We start from the raw sequence: 18054 nt of genomic DNA, 5'->3' as shown, positions 1-18054 counted from the left end.
ATAAATGTCGATGGATGCAATTGCCGTAACCACCAGATCCCATGACCAATCCTCTCCAGACACTGTCGTTTGACGAACTGGTTCGACAGGTGCGGGCCTGCACCCTGTGCGCGGATGTGTTGCCATGTGAACCACGTCCCGTCGTCCAGCTCAGTGAAGCGTCCCGAATACTTGTGGTCGGACAGGCGCCCGGACGTCGTGTTCACGAGACCGGCTTGCCCTTCAACGATCCCAGCGGCGATCGCTTAAGGCAGTGGATGGGGGTGACCCGGGATACGTTCTATGACGAATCCCGAATGGCTATCCTGCCCATGGGGTTTTGCTATCCGGGCACCGGCAAGTCCGGTGATCTGCCCCCGCGACCCGAGTGTGCGGCAACCTGGCGGGACGCGCTTCTCAGTCGCCTGACGAACATCGAGCTGACCCTTGTGATAGGCCAGTACGCCCATGCCTGGCATATCGGAAAGTCCCGGGCCACGTTGACCGAGAATGTCCGGGCCTGGCGGGAGTACTGGCCCCGGCTTGTGCCCATGCCCCATCCGAGCCCCCGAAACAATCTGTGGTTGCGGCGCAATCCCTGGTTCGAGCAGGAGGTTGTTCCGGCGCTCCAGAACCGGGTTTCGGAAGTCCTGAACGATTCCTTCGATCAGAGGCCGACGCCGGAAACCTGAGGGTCGTTGGCGGTTTGCAGTGGCACCTGTGAGGGGATGGCTTCGGCCAGATACTGCTTCAGGGCGGCCACATCGGCCTCGGAGGCGTAGAGTCCCTGTTTCGTCCGGCGCCAGAGTATATCGTCACTGGTGATGGCCCACTCCTGTTCGATCAGGTAATCCACCTCGGCACGATAGAGTGTGCCGCCGAAGTGTTGCCCCAGTTCATCCATGGATTGGCGGCCCGACAGGAATTGATGGCAGGCGGTACCGTAAGTGCGTACCAGCCGACGGTTGAGGGAATCCGAAAGCCAGGGAAAGTCGGCTTTCAGCCTTGCCGCCAGCGCTTCCTGGCTGTCAAAGTCCCCACCGGGCAGGACGGCGTTCCTGGTCCAGGGTTCACCGCAGCCCGGAAAGAGCTGGCACAGCTTGTCGGTGGCCGCTTCCGCCAGTTTCCGGTAGGTGGTTATTTTGCCGCCGAAAACCGAAATCAGCGGGGCCAGTCCTTTATCTCGGTTGACCTCAAAGCTGTAGTCCCTGGAGGCCTTCTGGGCATCGCCTTCCTCGTCGTCCATCAGGGGGCGGACGCCGGAATAGGACCAGACTACATCACTCGGCGTGAGCTGGTGTTGGAAGTGATCGTTCACGATATTCAACAGATACGTGGTCTCTTCGGCTGAGATGGCAGCCTTGGACGGATCGCCCTGATAGTCCACGTCTGTGGTGCCCACCAGAGAGAAGTGATCCTCGTAGGGGATCACGAAGACAATGCGCTCATCCGCATTCTGAAGGATATAGGCTTCCTGGCCCTTGTTGAGTCGCGGTACCACGATATGGCTGCCTTTGACCATGCGGATCATTTTGGGCGCCCGCATTGACAGCGCTTCGCCAAACAGTCGGCTGACCCAGGGACCTGTGGCATTCACCACGGTCCGGGCGGTGATGTGATGTTCGGCTCCGTTGCGCATGTCCCGGAGAGTGACGTTCCAGTGGCTCGAACCCCGTTCCGCCCGGACGCATTTGGTGCGCGTACGAATGGTAGCGCCCAGTTCCCGGGCTTTCTGTGCGGTGAGCACAACAAGCCGGGCATCATCAACCCAGCCGTCGGAATACTCGAAGCCTTTCCTGATCTCCGGTTTGAGTGGATCGGAGCTGTCAAACCGAATAGATCGAGAGCCGGGAAGCAGCTCGCGCTTCGCCAGGTGGTCGTAAAGGAACAAACCGGTACGGATCATCCAGGCCGGTCTCAGGTGGGGGCGATAGGGGAGGCGGAAGCGCATGGGCCACATGATGTGGGGTGCATTCCTGAGCAGCGACTCGCGCTCAGCCAGCGCCTCGCGTACAAGCCGGAACTCATAGTGTTCCAGGTAGCGCAGACCGCCGTGGATGAGTTTGCTACTGGATGAAGAGGTGGCGGAGGCCAGATCGTCCATCTCGCACAGGAGCACCTTTAGACCGCGTCCGGCTGCATCCATGGCGATACCCACACCGTTTACCCCGCCACCGACCACTACGACGTCGAACTCCTGTTGATCCCTGCTCATCGGAATGCGCTCCTGCGAAAAAACGTTGGCTTTGCACACTGGCCGTTCGTCGATCCAGAACGTTCGAACAGCGTATATTGACAAGGTTACGGTTTTCGAAAAGGAAAATAAAGAACATAAACGAACATATTTGAGCATGAGTCGTCCTTTTGGACGAGCGGAGATCGTTCAGACGACGTGCAGTTGGATGTCGTTGTCGGCCAGCATGGCCCGAAGGGGTTTGGGAGGCGGGGCGTCGGTAAAAACGTGGTTGGCCTGGGTGATCGTGCCGAGGCGGACCATGGCTTTCCGGCCGAATTTGGTATGGTCTGCGGCAAGAAGGACCTGATCGGAGTTGGCAATGATGGCCTGAGCGACCCGGACTTCCCGATAATCGAAATCCAGCAGGGAGCCGTCCGAATGAATGCCGCTGATGCCGATGATCCCGAAGTCCATTTTGAACTGATTGATAAAATCCCGCGTGGCCTCGCCCACAATGCCTCCGTCGCGGTTCCTGACTTCCCCGCCGGCGATGATGATATGGAAATCCTCCTTGGCAGAGAGAATGGAGGCGACATGCAGGTTGTTGGTTACGACCTGGAGGTTGTTCTTCTTCAGCAGGGCCCGGGCAATGGTCTCGGTGGTGGTCCCGATATTGATAAACATGGAGGCATTGTCGGGGATCATCTCTACCAGGGCTTCGGCGATGCGCTCCTTGGCTTCCAGATCCATGATCTTGCGGGTCTGGTACTCGGTGTTCGCGGTACTGGAATCAATGCCAGCGCCTCCGTGGTGGCGTCTCAGCAGGTTCTGGCGCGCCAGCTCGTTCAGGTCCCGACGAATAGTCTGGGGAGTCACATGGAAGGTCTCGACCAGCTGTTCGGTGGTCACGAATCCGTGTTCCCGAATCATTTCCAGGATCCGGTCCTGTCTGCGGTGCTGTGCCATACAATGTCTCCGTGGCGGGCAGGGTGAGGCGGTTTTGTCGGGTCAGGACATCCCGGGAGTGTAGTGGTTTTGGGGGAGGGATGCAGCTTGCCTGGGGTGAAGCTGGCTGTTGGCAGCCAATAGGGCCTGGCTTGCAGGCCCTATTGATCAGCCGGGCCGGTCAGAGATGGGTCGGCTTGCCGGCGTCCTGACGACGCTGGTTCCACTCTTCCCGGGTCTGTGCGGCATCGTCGCCGGCCATCGAATCGATGATGTCAAAGTAGTCGGAACTGTATTCATCCGAAACGACCGTGTTCCGATCCTTGATGCGGACCACGTACACCGTTTGCACGTTCTGGTGGTCGAACGCGCGCCAGTATTGTTCGTCCTTGAGGAAGGTGTAGTGGTGGCCCTCAAGCTCGCGGATGATGGCGCTGGTTTTTGTGGTGCCGGCACGTTCAACGGCATCCTTGTACTGATAGATGATGCTGTAGGCCGAGGCGGCGGACGAGGATGGACGCATTTCATAGCGCTTGGAGAAGGCTTCGACGAAGTCCTTGCCGCGCTGGTAGCCCTTTTCGTAGGGCAGGTTCCACACCCAGGGTGCCGCGCCGACAATGCCGGACATCATCTTCGGGCCAACCTGCCGCGCCATGCCCAGCGTCAGGTTGGGAACCACCACCTGCATTTTCTTGGTCAGGCCCATCTCGTAGGCAACGTTCAGCGCACGGACCATGTCGTCACCGAAGAGCACCAGCATCAGCACCTTGGCGTCGCTGGCTTCGGCTTTCTCGAGCGCATCCCTGAAATCGCTGATCAGCGCTCTCGGGAATGGCGTCTTGACGCCCGGGTTCGCATCAGTGTCTTCGGTGCCAGAGAATTTCCGAACGGACTTTTCAACGGACCAGCCCCAGGTGTAGTCCGCCGTGATGTAGAAATACTTTTCGTTGGCGTGATTGGTTTTGAGGTACTGACTCAGGACTTTTGCCGTCATCCAGGCGTTGTAGGGCTCACGGAACATGTACTTCTGGCCTTCTTCGCCCGTGGTGGCGTTGGAGTAGGTCAGTGTTCCGAAATAGAGCGTGTCCCGGTCCCGGGCGGCTTTTCCCGAGGCAATGGCGACGGAGCTGGAGACACCGCCAAAAACCATTTTTACGCCTTCCTTGTCGATCAGCTCTGCAGTGTTTTCGGCGCCTTCGGCCGGTTCTCCGCGGGTGTTCCTGATCACCAGTTCCAAAGGCCGTCCCATGACGCCGCCGGCCTTGTTGATTTCATCGACTGCGAGAAAGGCGCCCAGGCGCTGTTGCAGTCCCTGATCCTTGTAGCGGCCGGTCTGCGGGTAGTTCAGACCGATTTTCAGGGGTTCGGCGGTGGCTGCTACGCTACCCAGCAATAACAGACACGCGCACAGCAGTGCTTTCCTTGGACTCATGGATGTTGGCCTCCGGATGCAATGCCGCCTGAAAGGCGGCTGCAGATTTCTGATTGGTTGTTTTTTGGACTCTCAAGTGTCTCCGGGGATTATTGCCACAACAATGGGACTAAGGTGGAACTTTGGGTAACAGTTTGTAGGTATTTGATAGGCGTCAAATTTTAATTGCCAGAATCAATCAGCCCCTAATTCTGACCGTAAACGCGAGGCTGTTGGAACCGGAAGTAACCGGCTGCCTCTTCGTCACGAATGACGGCACCCATGTCGTCCCCGAAATAGTCCCGGCTCAGCTTATCCAGTGCCTGGTCCCGTTCTGCTCCGGGTTGGTACTTCTCCTGAATGGCCTGGCGCTGCGCCTGATAGGCCTGTCCGACCTTCCAGCGCTCGTCCCGGGTTCGATCGAGTTCACTCCAGCGGTCCAGGGCGGCTTCTTCCATACCCATCGTCTGGCGGATTTCCCGCAACGTACCGTAGCGTTGATCCGGATCGAGTTCCTGGAGAGAGTCCTGCACTGAACTGAGGGTGATGAAACGGTCGGTTAGTTCCTGTCGCCGGTTCTCGAGCATGGCGTTTGCCTGTTCACCGTAGGTTTCGCGAATGGCGCGCGTGTAGTCCGCCGCCTTCTGGGTGGGAGAGCCGGCGCGTTTGTCGATTCCGGTCAGTGATTGGCTCAACGCGTGATTGCGCAGCTCCTCCTGCCAGATAATATCGGCGTCATCGCCAAACAGTGCCCGGCGCCGGGCCCAGACGAAGTCCCGACGCTCATCCGGCCCCATGCTGCTCAGGGTGTAACGTTCCTGTTCCATAAAATCCTGGTAGGCGATCATGGCCTGTGCTCTTTGCAGCAACTGATCCCCCTGATCCGGAAACCAGCTTTTTAGCAGCGCGGCAAGACTCTCCTTCCAGTGTTCCGGATCCATTTCCGAAAGATAACGCATCAATTCTTCCAGCAAACGCACCTGCGACTTTGGCTGGTCCAGTCGACCGGCATAGCGGTTCAACAGTCGATCCCGGAATTTGTCGAGCTCACTTTCCTCGGTGTCCGGGCTGGCCTGTGCCTTCGTTCCAGGTGCGGTCGTAACGCTTTGATCCATTGGGATGGCGGCGGATGGCTCGGCCTCAGGCATGGAAGCGGGTGCCGGGTCCGGTACGTTTGCCCATTGATAGACGGCAACCCCGGCCAACAGCGGGACAAGGACGGCAATCGTGAGAGATCTGGGTTTCATTCGGGTCACCTGACGTTGTTGTTATTGGATCCGGGACAAAGCTATCAGGCTCCTGAACTTTCGGCCGTGCGCCACTGCAAAAAATGAGTAACTGTCCGGTTATTGCCTCGTCTGTGACCCCCTGCACACACAGAAAGCGGAATATTCGGTAGAACAGAGGGGCCTGCTTATCAGGCACCCCGGTTGTCCGGATCGGCCTCGATCCGGACACGCAGTACCGCGGATTTGCTCACAACAAAAACAAGAGGCTTCAAAAATGAAAAACGAAAGTACCCTGATCCGGGTAAGCGCGGCTGTATTGCTGTTGGCCGGACTTGCCTCCGCGATGCCCGCCATGGCTCGCGATGCCAACCGAACGAAGTATCCGGTGGTGTTCGCTCACGGCATGGCCGGCTTCGACGATATCCTCGGTTACGACTACTGGGGTGACGACTACGGAACCTTTGTCCTGGATCCCTGCGACAAGTTTCTCGAAGTTAACTGCAACGGCGATATCAACGATGGCCAGCGCAGCTACGTGTCTTCCGTCACTCCGTTCCAGAGCTCGGAAGTTCGCGGCTATCAGCTGGCGAACAATATCGAGAGTTACATGGCCACATCCGGCGCCAGCCATGTGAATATCATTTCCCACTCCCAGGGCGGGATTGATGCGCGCAAGGCGGCACGACTGCTGAGAGAACGCAAAGGCTACCGTGTGGTCCAGACCCACGTCAGTGTGTCTTCGCCGCACCGCGGTTCCCCGGTGGCGAAGTACATTCTCGATCATTACGCCAACTCAATCACCGAGACCCTGGCCAACTACTACGGCAGTGTTGTCTATGGCAGTGGTAACGATGCGATCGCCGGTGCCAAGCAGCTGGTCTACAACGATTACGATCCGAACGACGGTGTCATCACTGGCATGAAGGCGTTCAACCAGAAGTATCCGTCCAGCACCAACTACGTGGCCAACTCCGTATCCCTGATGACGGCTCAGAGCGGCAGCTCGCTGAACCCTGCGCTGTGGCTTGCATCCGAATTCATCTACAACATTGATGGTGACGGCTACTGCGTTGACGACTGCAATAACGACGGTGCTGCCGGTCAGGGCGATGGTAACCCTTACGAGCGCGACGACGATGGCCTTGTCGGCATCAACAGCCAGCAGCAAGGCTACCGTATGCAGTACTACGAGTGCTGGGGATGCCTCGACTATGTCTGGGAACGTCCGGAACTGGGTTATGTCAGCGACATCAACCATCCGAACAGCACTCAGATGACGTCCTCCAGCTATGTGATCAATCAGGACCACCTGGATGTGGTGGGTGTTGGTCCTGACACTTTTGACGAGATGGAGTTCTACGCGGCGATTACGGATTACATTGCCGATCGGGGCGACTGATCCCCGAGGCCAGAGCCCGGCGTTGTATTGCCCGGGCTCTGGTTGCCATCTCCCTTAGCCTGGTTCAGGCGGATTGGGGCGTGTCTGGAGTAAACAACCGGTAAAGGTTGCGTCCATCCCGCTTGGATCGATACATCGCGGCATCCGCCCCCTGGAGGAGTTCTTCCGCGGTGCAGCCGTCCTCCGGGTAGATGCTGACACCGATGCTTGAGCCGACCTGCACAGGCTCTCCATCGATCTGGTAGGGACGCCCGTTCAGCTCGATCAATCGTTCGGCCACGATACGCACATCTTCCGGTTCTTCGATCTCCGGTAGAAGAACAATGAATTCGTCGCCCCCAAGGCGGGCGAGGGTATCGTCTTCCCGAAGGCATTCGCCGACCCGCTGGGTAAATTGCACCAGCAGTTCATCGCCGGTGGCATGGCCATGGGTGTCGTTTACGGTCTTGAAGTGATCCAGGTCCAGAAACAGGACGGCGAGGCGGCAGCTCTTGCGATGGGCGTGTCGGATCGCGTGTTCCAGGCGGTCTTCCAGCAGGCGCCGGTTTGGAACGCCGGTCAGTGCGTCGTAGTAGGCCAACTGGCGGATCTGTTCCTCGTTTTTCCGGTTCTGGGTAATGTCGGTAAACAGGCCCGCGTAGTGGGTGGTGTTTCCCTCATCGTCGGTGATGGCCGTGATGGTCAGCAGTTCCAGGTACAGTTCCCCGGTTTTCCGACGGTTCCAGATCTCCCCTCGCCAGTAGCCCTGGGTTTTCAGTGATTGCCACATGCGTTGATAGAATTCGCTGTCATGCCGACCCGAGGACAGGAGGTCAGGCCCCTTGCCGATGGCTTCTTCCGGGGGGTAACCGGTGAGATAGGTGAAGGCCGGATTGACGAACTCGATCTTTACGTTGCTGTCGGTAATCATGATGCCTTCGAAGGAAGACTCGATGACCCGCTCGGCCAGCTGCAGCGTGCGTCGGGATCGGGCCAGTGCCTCATCGCGCTGTTCCAGAGCCTGGCGAAGATCATTAAGGTACAGTTGCTCCGCGCCGGACAGCATGTCGTTGTAGCCGATCAATCCGGTGACTTCATCATCGTCGTTCACCACGGCCAGGTGGCGGATCCGGTGCTCGAGAAGAATGTCCCGTGCCTGGATGAGCGGATCGTTCTCGTTCACGGTCAGCAGTGGGCGCGTCGCGAGCAGATTTGCGTGGGTGTTGCTGGTGTGACGACCGATGAGTCGCACAATGTCCCGCTCGGTCAGAATTCCCAGTCCTTCCGGGCCACAATCGACCACCACCGCGTCGGCATGGTGCCGGTGCATGAGCCGGGCGACATCAGAGAGCGGCATCTCTCCTCTTACCACAATGGGTGGGTGTGGGATGGCGGCACGGACTTCCCGTAGGCGAAGGTAGGGCTCGAGCCCCTGGTTCAGAGCCATGTCCGTCTGGGACACAATGCCGATCGGGTGTTCGTTCTGGTCCACGACAAGAAAATGCCGTTTCCCGCTTTCCCGGAAGGCCATGGCAGCTTCACCGATATCCATATCGTAGGGCAGGGTCAGGACCGGCGAACTCATCACGTTGCTCACGGGCTGCTCAAGCCGCCCGGGTTCGGAAAAATCTACCGCCAGCGCATCGTGCTCTGTCCAGATGCCGACGATGTTGCCGCCATCGGAAACCAGAATCGAGCTCACATTGTGTTCGCTCATGCGAGCCGCGGCCTCGGCAACCGTGGTCTCCGGTCGGCACTGCAGCAGCAGGCCGGAATGCATGATTTTCGACAGCGGGAGCGACTGCCCCATAACGGTTCCTTTCGGCTCTGGCATGGTTTTTGACCGGGGTTTTGTGGCGTCTGGCGGGCAAGACACAGAACCCCGCCTATGATTGTGCCCAAAGAGGCTGTGAGCGATTTTGACAAGCATCAATCCACAAATCACCTTATGCTTTAGGGTAATCATCATTTTCCACGGGCATTCGAAAGGAGTTGTGATCGACATGAGCAGTCGTAAATCGGAACTGGAAACCCTGAGGGCAGACCTCAAAGCTCGTCTTTCCCGCTACGAGGCCCATCAGCATCGCGAGGCCGGGGCTCTGGACAAGGATTTTGAGGAGCAGGCAACACAAACCCAGAACGACGAGGTGGTGGATTCGCTGGAATCCGAAACCCGCTCGGAACTCGCGCAGATCGAACACGCGCTGGCGCGCATGGACGCAGGTCTGGGTGACCAGTGTGAGTCCTGTGGTGCCGAAATCGATCCGCGCCGACTCCAGGTTCTGCCTTACACAACCGTCTGCGTGGATTGTGCGGAAGATTGACGGTAAATCCGGAACAATCGGGTATGGATGCCAGCGCGGTTTTCCGGACCCGGGGGCTGACCAAGGTTTACCACCAGGGAGACGTTGAGGTTCACGCCCTTCGGGGGGTGGATCTGGATCTTTTCCCGGGGGAGTTGGTGGTCATGCTGGGTGCCTCCGGCTCTGGCAAATCGACCCTGCTGAACATACTGGGGGGTCTGGACGTCCCGACCTCCGGGGATGTTTTCTATCTCGATACCGATCTGAGCCATGCCAGCGAAGCGGAGCTGACGGCTTTCCGCCGCGAGCACGTGGGTTTCGTTTTTCAGTTCTATAATCTGATTCCCAGCCTGACCGCCCGGGAAAATGTCGCAGCCGTTACCGAGATTGCATCGGATCCGATGACCCCCGAAGCGGCATTGTCCATGGTTGGTCTCGAGCCCCGCATGGATCACTTTCCCGCTCAGCTGTCCGGCGGCGAACAGCAGCGGGTTGCCATCGCTCGTGCCATCGCCAAGCGGCCCCGGGTTTTGCTTTGCGACGAGCCCACTGGCGCACTCGATTCGGCGACCGGCGTACTGGTGCTGGAGGCGCTGGACAAGGCCAATAGGGAAACCGGTACCACCACCGTAATCATTACGCACAACGCAGCGATCGCGGCGATGGCTGACCGCGTGATCACCGTGTCAGACGGGCGTATCAGTGGTGAGACCCGCAATGATCAGCGCCAGGATCCGGGGACGCTGGCGTGGTGATGTCATGATCCGGTCAACCGCCTCGCTGAATACCAAAATCCGTCGGGAACTCTGGCAGATGCGGGGGCAGGTGCTGGCCATTGCGCTGGTGATTGCTGGCGGGGTGGGCGTGTGCGTCATGTCTCTCGCCAACTATTCCTCTCTGATGGTCACACGGGCGGATTACTACCAGCAATACCGGTTCGCCGATGTCTTTGCCAACCTGAAACGGGCGCCCCGATCCATGGTGGAGAAGGTGGCTGCGATTCCCGGTATCGAGCGGATCAGCGCACGGGTCGAGGGCGCAGCCAAGCTTGAAATGCCCGATTTCCCGGAGCCGGTCTCCGCTCGCCTGGTCTCACTTCCGCCGCGGGGGCAGCCGGCTGTCAATCAGTTGTACGTGCGCCAGGGCCATCTGCCAAGGCCCGGCCGTAGCCAGGAAGTGGCCATCATCGGCAGTTTTGCCAATGCGCACGATCTCCGGCCTGGAGACCGGTTTGGGGCCATTATCCACGGTCGTCGGCAGGTTCTCACGGTCACTGCCGTTGTGGAATCACCGGAATTCATCTACACCATCCCGCCCGGCGGTATGTTGCCTGACTATGAGCGCTACGGCGTGTTATGGATGAGCCGGGAATCCCTGGAGGCGGCCATGGACATGAAAGGCGCCTTCAACAGCCTGGTTCTGACGGTCGACCGTGGAGCCTCTGAAAATTCCGTGATTGAAGCCATTGATCGTTTGCTCGACCGCTATGGTGTGACCGGCGCTTTTGCCCGTTCCGATCAGTTTTCACACCGTTTCCTGGATGATGAGCTGAGTCAGCTGAAAACCATGGCCACGGTGTTTCCGGCGATCTTTATGACAGTGGCGATGTTTCTTCTGAACGTGGTTATCAACCGATTGATCAATACCCAGCGGGATATCATCGCGATTCTGAAGGCTTTCGGTTATTCCAACGGGCAGATTGGCTGGCATTACAGCAAACTGGTACTCACCATTGCGGTGATTGGCCTGTTCCTGGGGCTGCTGCTCGGCGTCTGGACAGGCCGGGCAATGGGCGAAATGTACATGGATTATTACCGGTTTCCAGGTCTGCTGTTTCGCATGGATCCTCGGTGGTTGCTCGTGCTCACGGCGGGCACGCTTGGCGTCGCCTGGCTCGGTGGGTGGCAGGCAATCCACAAGGCAGCGTCATTGCCGCCAGCCGAGGCCATGCGGCCGGAAGGGCCCACGCGATACAGGACCGGATGGGTCGAGCGTATTCTGACACCACTCCGGTTCAGCCAGCCTTCACGAATGATTGTCCGGCAGCTTATCCGGCGGCCCGGTCGTACGGTGCTGTCGGTGATGGGGGTGGCCATGGCCACGGGCATCGTTCTGGTGGGTAACTTCCAGTTCGACTCGGTCTCGTTGATGGTTCATCAGCAATTCGCGAGAGTGCAGCAGCAGGATGTCACGGCGTCGTTTATAGAGCCGCGCAATGCGTCCGCACTCTACACCCTCCAGCAGCAGCCGGGTGTCCGCTACGCGGAAGGACGTCGTGTTGTTTCCGCCCGGCTGATCCATGAACATCGCCAATGGCGAGGGTCGGTCACTGGCATGCCCGAGGATGCCCGTCTGCAATTTGTGGTGGACCAGAAGATGCGGGCGGTGCCGTTGCCCACCGAAGGTCTGTTGCTGACCGACTTTCTGGCCCGACGCCTCGGCGTGAACGTTGGAGATGACGTTCGGGTGCAGTTTCTTGAGGGCAAGCGAAAGTCCATGTCCATGCCGGTGGCCGGAATTACATCGGAGCTGGTGGGAGTCGGTGCCTATGCTCGGCTGGATGTCCTCAACCGTGCGTCCGGGGATGGACCGGTCATCAATCAGGCCCTGCTCAACCTGGATCCGGATGCCAGGGCCCGTGTCTACCGGGAACTCCGGGAGGCCCCTGGTGTGCTTGGGATCAGTATTCGTCAGGCGATGCTGGACAGCTTTTATGACACGCTCGCAAAAACCTTCCTCACGTTTACGTTCTTCAACAGCCTTCTCGGTGGGGTGATCGCGTTTGGTGTCATGTACAACACGATCCGGATTTCACTGGCGGAAAAAGGACGCGAGTTGGCGAGTTTGCGGGTGCTGGGTTATACCCACAACGAGGTTTCCCATATCCTTCTTGGAGAGATGGCGATCATCGTGGCGGTTGGCATTCCTCTGGGATGGCTGATTGGACAGGGTCTTGCCCGGCTTATCGTTGGAGCGCTCGAAACCGAACTGTACCGGGTTCCTCTGACGATCACCGGACAGACCCTGGGGGTGTCTGCGACTGTGGTCATTGTGTCCGCCCTGGTATCGGGGCTGGTGGCCTGGTGGCGGTTACGGAATCTGGATCTGATTGCGGTGCTGAAAACCCGGGAATAGAGACGAGAAGAATGCGGAGTATCGGGATGTATAGGGCGAGTGATGGATAAGGTCAGGCACGCAGTGGGTAAGTGGCTGTTTTGGATTGTCTGTGGCGTGTTGGCGGCAGGGGCGTTGTTTCTGACCTTTCGGCCTGATCCGGTCTGGGTGGATCTTGCAGTCGCCCAGAGAGGACCGTTGGAGGTGACGGTGACCGAGGAAGGCAAGACCCGGGTGAGGGATCGGTATGTCATTTCCACTCCCGTGTCCGGTTATCTCCGACGCGTGACCCTGGAGGTGGGCGATGCCATCAAGATGGGTGATGTCGTCGCCGAGATCGATCCGATGCCGACCGCGGTCCTGGATGCAAGAAGCCGTGCCGAGGCGCAAGCCAAGGTAGAGTCGGCCGCCTCGGCCCTGAAGTCCGCACGCCAGCAGGTATCGGCGGCAGAGGCTGAAGCGCGGATGGCGCGTCAGGAGTTTGCTCGCCTGCAGTCACTGACGGACAGGGGCTCCACCGGTTTTGTTTCCGGTGAACAGCTGGATCAGGCCCGGGCCAGCGCCGATCATGCCGAAGCCATGCTGCGGTCAGCGAGGTTTGAAGAAGAAGTGATGGCCCACGAACTGGCAGCGGCGAGAACCCGGCTTGATGTTTCTGCAGCCAGGATGAACGGAAACGACAGTGGCGACCGGGTCACGGTGAATTCGCCGGTCAACGGAGCGGTCCTCTCCGTGGCAAGAGAAAGTGAAGGGGTGATTCAGGCCGGCGATCCGATCCTTGAGGTGGGAGACCCCGCCGCACTGGAGGTGGTCGTGGATGTTCTGAGTTTCGATGCGGTCAAGCTCAAGCCGGGCATGCCGGTGCGTTTCGACGGTTGGGGCGGCGTCACCCTTAGGGGCGCCGTGCGCCGGGTTGAACCGGTGGGCTTCGAGGACATTTCGGCATTGGGGGTCGAAGAGCAGCGGGTACAGGTGGTGGCCGATATCCTCAGCCCGTTCGAGGACTGGCAGTCTCTGGGTGACGGTTACCGAGTGGACGCCAGCTTTATACTCTGGTCTGGCGATGACGTGCTGACGGTACCGTCATCGGCGATTTTTGATTACGCGGGCGAGTCCCATGTCTTTCTCGCCCGGGGGGATACGGTCGTTCGGACCCCGGTCCGAACCGGACGCAGCAACGGCCTGGATACACAGATTCTGGAGGGGCTGTCGGCGGGCGATCAGGTGGTTCGCCATCCCGACCGGCAGCTTGAGGATGGTACAAGCATAAGGGTGCGGTAACTCATGAGTCAGAAACGGACATCGATTGCAGTCTGGACAGTTCTTTTCCTGACGGCGTTCATCTGGTCGGGTATTGCACCGAAAGACCGGATGACGTGGGTCCTCGAAGTTCTCCCGGCCGCCGTCGGATTCGTCGTCGTTGCCTGGAGCTACCGGCGTTTCCCGCTGACACCGCTGGTCTACTGGCTGGTGCTTGTCCACTCCGTCATTCTGATGATTGGTGGCCACTATACCTATGCCGAGGTGCCCCTGTTCGATCACCTCGGAGACTGGTTTGGTTGGCAGCGCAACAACTATGACAAGTTGGGGCATTTCGCCCAGGGGTTTATCCCCGCGATGATCGCCCGGGAGGTCGTGATCCGGTTGGGCGTGTTTGCCCGTCCTCGCTGGACGGCCTTCTTTGTGGTGTGCTTCTGTCTGGCGCTCAGTGCGTTCTATGAACTCATTGAGTGGTGGGTGGCGCTCGTCAGTGAGGAGGCCGCGGATTCTTTCCTGGGAACACAGGGTTATATCTGGGATACGCAGTCGGACATGGGATGGGCGCTACTGGGCGCTGTGCTTGCTGTTCTGTTGATGCGAAACCTTCATGATCGTCAGCTGGCGAACGTGAGCTCCGCAACGTGAGGGTATTCCGCGCTTTTTCAGGGGAGACGGTTAATGGCTGACACCGATACTGGGCACACGGCCTCACAAGGCCTGGCGATCAGTCGGCTGGTCGGATTGGTCCTCGGCGTTGGATTCCTGGTCATGGTGCTGGTGCTGCCGGCGCCCGGCACTCTGGACGACGATGCCTGGGCGGCGCTGGGACTGATGCTGATGATGGCGACCTGGTGGAGTACGGAAGCCATTCCGATTCCGGCGACGGCCATGTTGCCCATCGTGCTGGTGCCCGCGCTGGGCCTGGGGTCTGTTGCCGACGCGACCCAGCCTTTTGCCCATCCGATTATCTTTCTGTTCCTCGGTGGCTTTACGCTGGGTCTCGCGATGCAGCGCTGGAATCTCCATCGCCGTATTGCCTTGCTGACGCTGAAGGCGGTAGGTGGCAATCCACGCCGGCAGATTGCCGGGTTCATGCTTGCGACCGCCTTCCTGAGCATGTGGGTGAGCAATACCGCAACGGCGATCATGATGTTACCGATTGGGGCATCCGTCATTGCTATGCTGGAGTCCGCCAGTTCGACCCGTTCCGACGGAGTTCGTCGGTATGCGACCTCGCTGCTCCTGGCGATTGCCTATTCCGCCAGTATCGGAGGAATTGCGACCCTGATTGGTACGCCACCGAACGCCCTGCTGGCAGCTTACCTGAACGAAACCGTGGGATTGTCCATCGGCTTTGCCCAGTGGATGCTGGTGGGCGTGCCGGTGTCCGCCATTATGCTTTTTCTGGCCTGGTGGTGGCTTACCCGCAAGGATTACGGGATTTCCGACGGTGGCGACAGTCGCGAGCTCATCCTGAAAGAGCTGACGTCTCTGGGGCCAATGGGCAGGGGCGAAAGGTGGGTGGCCGTCGTGTTTCTCATTACGGCTACTGCCTGGATTCTCCGGCCCCTGCTGTCGGATTCACTGATGCCCTGGCTGAATGATACGGGGATTGCGGTTTCCGCAGCGATCCTGATGTTCCTGATTCCGGTCAACGTGCGGGAAGGGCAGTTCCTGATGGACTGGGATACCGCCAAGGGATTGCCCTGGGGGGTCCTCCTTCTGTTCGGGGGCGGCCTCGCGATGGCTGGCGTAATCAGCAGTTCGGGGCCGGCGGCCTGGATTGCCGGTGCTTTGGGAACCGCCGGCATTCTCCCGACATTGGCTCTTATGGCCCTGGTCATTACCGTGATCATCTTTCTCACCGAGGTGACCAGTAATACGGCCACGGCTGCTGCCTTCCTGCCGTTGCTGGGTGCACTGGCCCAGGCCCAGGGTCTCCCGCCGGTATTGCTGACGGTACCGGCAGCCATTGCGGCCAGCTGCGCCTTCATGATGCCAGTGGCGACGCCGCCCAACGCCATCGTCTTTTCCAGTGGTGATATGGCCATAGGCGACATGATTCACGCAGGCTTTGCCCTGAACCTGATGGGGATCGTGGTGGTTACCGTGGTCAGTTACGCACTGGTCGGGCTGATCTTCGTCAGCTGACGGTGAAACCGAGGTAAGCTTCCTGATATGCTTCGGGCAGCCTCATGGTGTGTCCGGGGTCCCCCTCATAACGGCATGAACCAGTTCTCAAAACGCCCGCCGGCGGCCTCTTCTGCAGGGGCAGATTTGAGGCACAGTTATCTTTAAGGGTACCGGGATTTCGGTATCTTACCGTAACAACATGTAACCCGATGCCTATCGTGGTCAAAAGAAACAGGGACTTCGTCTGACATGCTGCTGGTGCTCGCCGGATCTATCCTAACATTCGCCATGGTGCAGGAAGCGACCAAGGTGGAGCCGTTCGATAAAAACGAGATTGTGATCGAACAGGACGTGGATTCCAGTCCGGTCAAGCTCAGGAATGATATCCGGGTGGAGCCCCTGGTGGAGCAGAAGTACCGGAACATTGTCCACCAGGCCTATGACTACAGTTGTGGCAGTGCCGCGCTGACCATCATATTGAACTACTACCTCGGACGAACCCTGTCAGAGCGTCAGGTGATGGAGGGGCTGCTGCATTACGGCGAAAGCGACCGAATCGTCCAGCGCCGGGCCTTCTCAATGCTTGACATGAAACGTCTGGTCACAGCGTTGGGGTATCCGTCCGGTGGCTTCCGGGCAACGATCGACGATCTCAAAGACCTGGATCACCCCGCCATCGTTCCGATTCACCATGCCGGCTTCAAACACTTCGTGGTGCTCCGGACGATCCGGGATGGACGGGCATTCATCGCGGATCCCTCCGTGGGCAACATCTCGTTTACGCTCCCGCAATTCGAAAACAAATGGGACGGCAACGTACTCTTCATCGTTTTTCCGGGCAGTGACAAACCGCTCGATAACCTCGAGCTCAAAGAGGAAGACCTGCGTTTTGTGGACGACCAGACAATGACCCTGTTGGCACTGGACCGTATTCCGGAATTCCACGAGGCCACCGAAAGGCGTATCCAGAATTTGCTGGAGCGACAGAAGAACAACCCGGACGGCAGTGTAGAGAATACCCGCAAACAACTGTACTACCGTCGCAACTAGTGCATTCGGGGGCAGGTCTCCCGGAACAGGAACACTACAAATACAAGATTAGGGAGTCAGGATGAATCGTTGGTTCGTGCGAGGTTTTATCCTTGTTTCCACGGCAGCTCTGTTTCCAGGCATGGTTCTGGCACAGGATGGGAACGTGGACAAAGCGCGGGAAGCGCTTGCCAAACAGGAAGGGGACGAAGATTCCTCCAAGCAGCTCGAAGAGGTGTTTCAGGCGGCAGAAAAAAACTATTCCCTCCAGAAGAAGGGAACCCATGCGCTGAACTACTCCTTTGACTATTCCTATACCGGAGACCAGCGGCTGGACCTCGCCATCACCAATGGCTCTGTCCGGAACCTCGACGTGGTGCCCTCGGCGACGCACAATTTCACCAACTCGTTTTCCTACGATTACGGCTTGCTGGATAACGTCACCATTGGTACCCGGATTCCGCTGGTCGTCAAATACGACACCGAAGATGAACTGAGCGTTTACGACGTCGGGGATGTTTCCTTCACCGGCCGTTGGCAGCCGTTTGCCTACGTACCGGGCAAGATGTCCACGACCTTTTTCGGCACGCTGACCACCAAGACCGGTGTCAGCCCCTACGAAATCGATATCAAGGAACAGCTCTCCACCGGCAGCGGTTATTATTCGCTGGGCGGCGGCGCCAGCCTGTCCAAGGTACTGGATCCCGTGGTCGTATTCGGTTCGGTCAGCGCGACCTATAATCTGCCAGCCAAGGACCTGAATCAGGTTCGTGGTGCTCGACTGCTGGTCGAAGTGGAGCCCGGATTCGGTCTTTCCGGATCTGCCGGTTTTGCGTATTCACTCTCCTACGATGTCTCCCTGAGTATCTCCGCCCAGCTGAGCTACAGCGATCAGACCATCCTGACCTTCTCCAATGGAGAGCAGGCCGTGGCACAGGATCAGATGACCGGCTTTCTGAGCATGTCCCTGGGTACCCGTGTCAGTGAGACCACCATTGTGAACACGAGTCTTGGTATTGGTCTGACGGAAGACGCGCCGGACTTTTCTGTGGGGGTCTCCCTGCCCATTAACTTCTCTGGCCTGAAAGAGTGATTGC

The 18054-nt window shown here is 58.7% G+C and carries 15 protein-coding genes; 10 read left to right on the top strand and 5 right to left on the bottom strand.

Annotation, left to right across the window (positions count from 1 at the left end; genetic code table 11):
• The first annotated feature begins 41 nt into the window (after window positions 1-41).
• A complete protein-coding gene (locus MSNKSG1_RS07625) occupies window positions 42-671 on the top strand; it encodes a uracil-DNA glycosylase family protein (protein WP_008938676.1) in 630 nt (209 codons plus the stop codon).
• Here the strand turns inward: MSNKSG1_RS07625 and glpD are convergent.
• The 4 genes from glpD to MSNKSG1_RS07605 form a co-directional block, all read right to left on the bottom strand.
• Window positions 647-2194, bottom strand: coding sequence for a glycerol-3-phosphate dehydrogenase (gene glpD / locus MSNKSG1_RS07620; RefSeq protein WP_008938675.1), 1548 nt, complete (start codon window positions 2192-2194; stop codon window positions 647-649). The genes MSNKSG1_RS07625 and glpD overlap by 25 nt on opposite strands.
• Before the next feature lie 168 nt (window positions 2195-2362).
• Complete coding sequence (locus tag MSNKSG1_RS07615) at window positions 2363-3121, bottom strand: DeoR/GlpR family transcriptional regulator (RefSeq protein WP_008938674.1); 759 nt, start codon at window positions 3119-3121, stop codon at window positions 2363-2365.
• A gap of 160 nt (window positions 3122-3281) precedes the next feature.
• Entirely contained in the window at window positions 3282-4532 is a 1251-nt protein-coding gene (locus tag MSNKSG1_RS07610) for an ABC transporter substrate-binding protein (protein WP_008938673.1), read from the bottom strand.
• A gap of 185 nt (window positions 4533-4717) precedes the next feature.
• A complete protein-coding gene (locus tag MSNKSG1_RS07605; RefSeq protein WP_008938672.1) occupies window positions 4718-5758 on the bottom strand; it encodes a hypothetical protein in 1041 nt (346 codons plus the stop codon).
• Window positions 5759-6014: 256 nt separating this feature from the next.
• Between MSNKSG1_RS07605 and MSNKSG1_RS07600 the strand changes: the two genes are divergently transcribed.
• A complete protein-coding gene (locus MSNKSG1_RS07600) occupies window positions 6015-7139 on the top strand; it encodes an esterase/lipase family protein (protein ID WP_008938671.1) in 1125 nt (374 codons plus the stop codon).
• A gap of 64 nt (window positions 7140-7203) precedes the next feature.
• On the opposite strand, the gene MSNKSG1_RS07595 is transcribed toward MSNKSG1_RS07600, so the two are convergent.
• Complete coding sequence (locus tag MSNKSG1_RS07595) at window positions 7204-8952, bottom strand: diguanylate cyclase domain-containing protein (protein ID WP_227497977.1); 1749 nt, start codon at window positions 8950-8952, stop codon at window positions 7204-7206.
• 169 nt (window positions 8953-9121) lie between these two features.
• Between MSNKSG1_RS07595 and MSNKSG1_RS07590 the strand changes: the two genes are divergently transcribed.
• From MSNKSG1_RS07590 to MSNKSG1_RS07555, 8 genes are all read left to right on the top strand, one after another.
• On the top strand, window positions 9122-9442 hold the full coding sequence (locus MSNKSG1_RS07590; protein ID WP_008938669.1) for a TraR/DksA family transcriptional regulator: 321 nt from the start codon (window positions 9122-9124) through the stop codon (window positions 9440-9442).
• Window positions 9443-9465: 23 nt separating this feature from the next.
• Window positions 9466-10176 (top strand): ABC transporter ATP-binding protein, encoded by a 711-nt coding sequence (locus tag MSNKSG1_RS07585; RefSeq protein WP_008938668.1) that lies wholly within the window; start codon window positions 9466-9468, stop codon window positions 10174-10176.
• Window positions 10139-12556, top strand: coding sequence for an ABC transporter permease (locus MSNKSG1_RS07580; RefSeq protein WP_008938667.1), 2418 nt, complete (start codon window positions 10139-10141; stop codon window positions 12554-12556). Before MSNKSG1_RS07585 ends, MSNKSG1_RS07580 begins: the two co-directional genes overlap by 38 nt.
• Window positions 12557-12598: 42 nt before the next feature.
• Window positions 12599-13816, top strand: coding sequence for an efflux RND transporter periplasmic adaptor subunit (locus MSNKSG1_RS07575; RefSeq protein WP_008938666.1), 1218 nt, complete (start codon window positions 12599-12601; stop codon window positions 13814-13816).
• Between the two features lie 3 nt (window positions 13817-13819).
• Window positions 13820-14440 (top strand): DUF2238 domain-containing protein, encoded by a 621-nt coding sequence (locus tag MSNKSG1_RS07570; protein ID WP_008938665.1) that lies wholly within the window; start codon window positions 13820-13822, stop codon window positions 14438-14440.
• 33 nt (window positions 14441-14473) lie between these two features.
• A complete protein-coding gene (locus MSNKSG1_RS07565; RefSeq protein ID WP_008938664.1) occupies window positions 14474-15946 on the top strand; it encodes an SLC13 family permease in 1473 nt (490 codons plus the stop codon).
• A 231-nt stretch (window positions 15947-16177) separates the two neighbouring features.
• Window positions 16178-16978 carry a C39 family peptidase gene (locus MSNKSG1_RS07560; RefSeq protein ID WP_008938663.1) on the top strand — a complete coding sequence of 267 codons (801 nt, stop codon included), beginning with the start codon at window positions 16178-16180 and terminating at the stop codon, window positions 16976-16978.
• Window positions 16979-17039: 61 nt separating this feature from the next.
• The gene (locus MSNKSG1_RS07555; RefSeq protein ID WP_008938662.1) at window positions 17040-18050 is read left to right on the top strand and encodes a hypothetical protein; all 1011 of its coding nucleotides are present in this window, start codon (window positions 17040-17042) and stop codon (window positions 18048-18050) included.
• Window positions 18051-18054 lie beyond the last annotated feature (4 nt).

Origin of the sequence: Marinobacter santoriniensis NKSG1 (assembly GCF_000347775.1) — a bacterium.
Lineage (GTDB): Bacteria > Pseudomonadota > Gammaproteobacteria > Pseudomonadales > Oleiphilaceae > Marinobacter > Marinobacter santoriniensis.
Note: the sequence above shows the minus strand (reverse complement) of the source record. Positions and strands in the feature narration are given on the sequence as shown.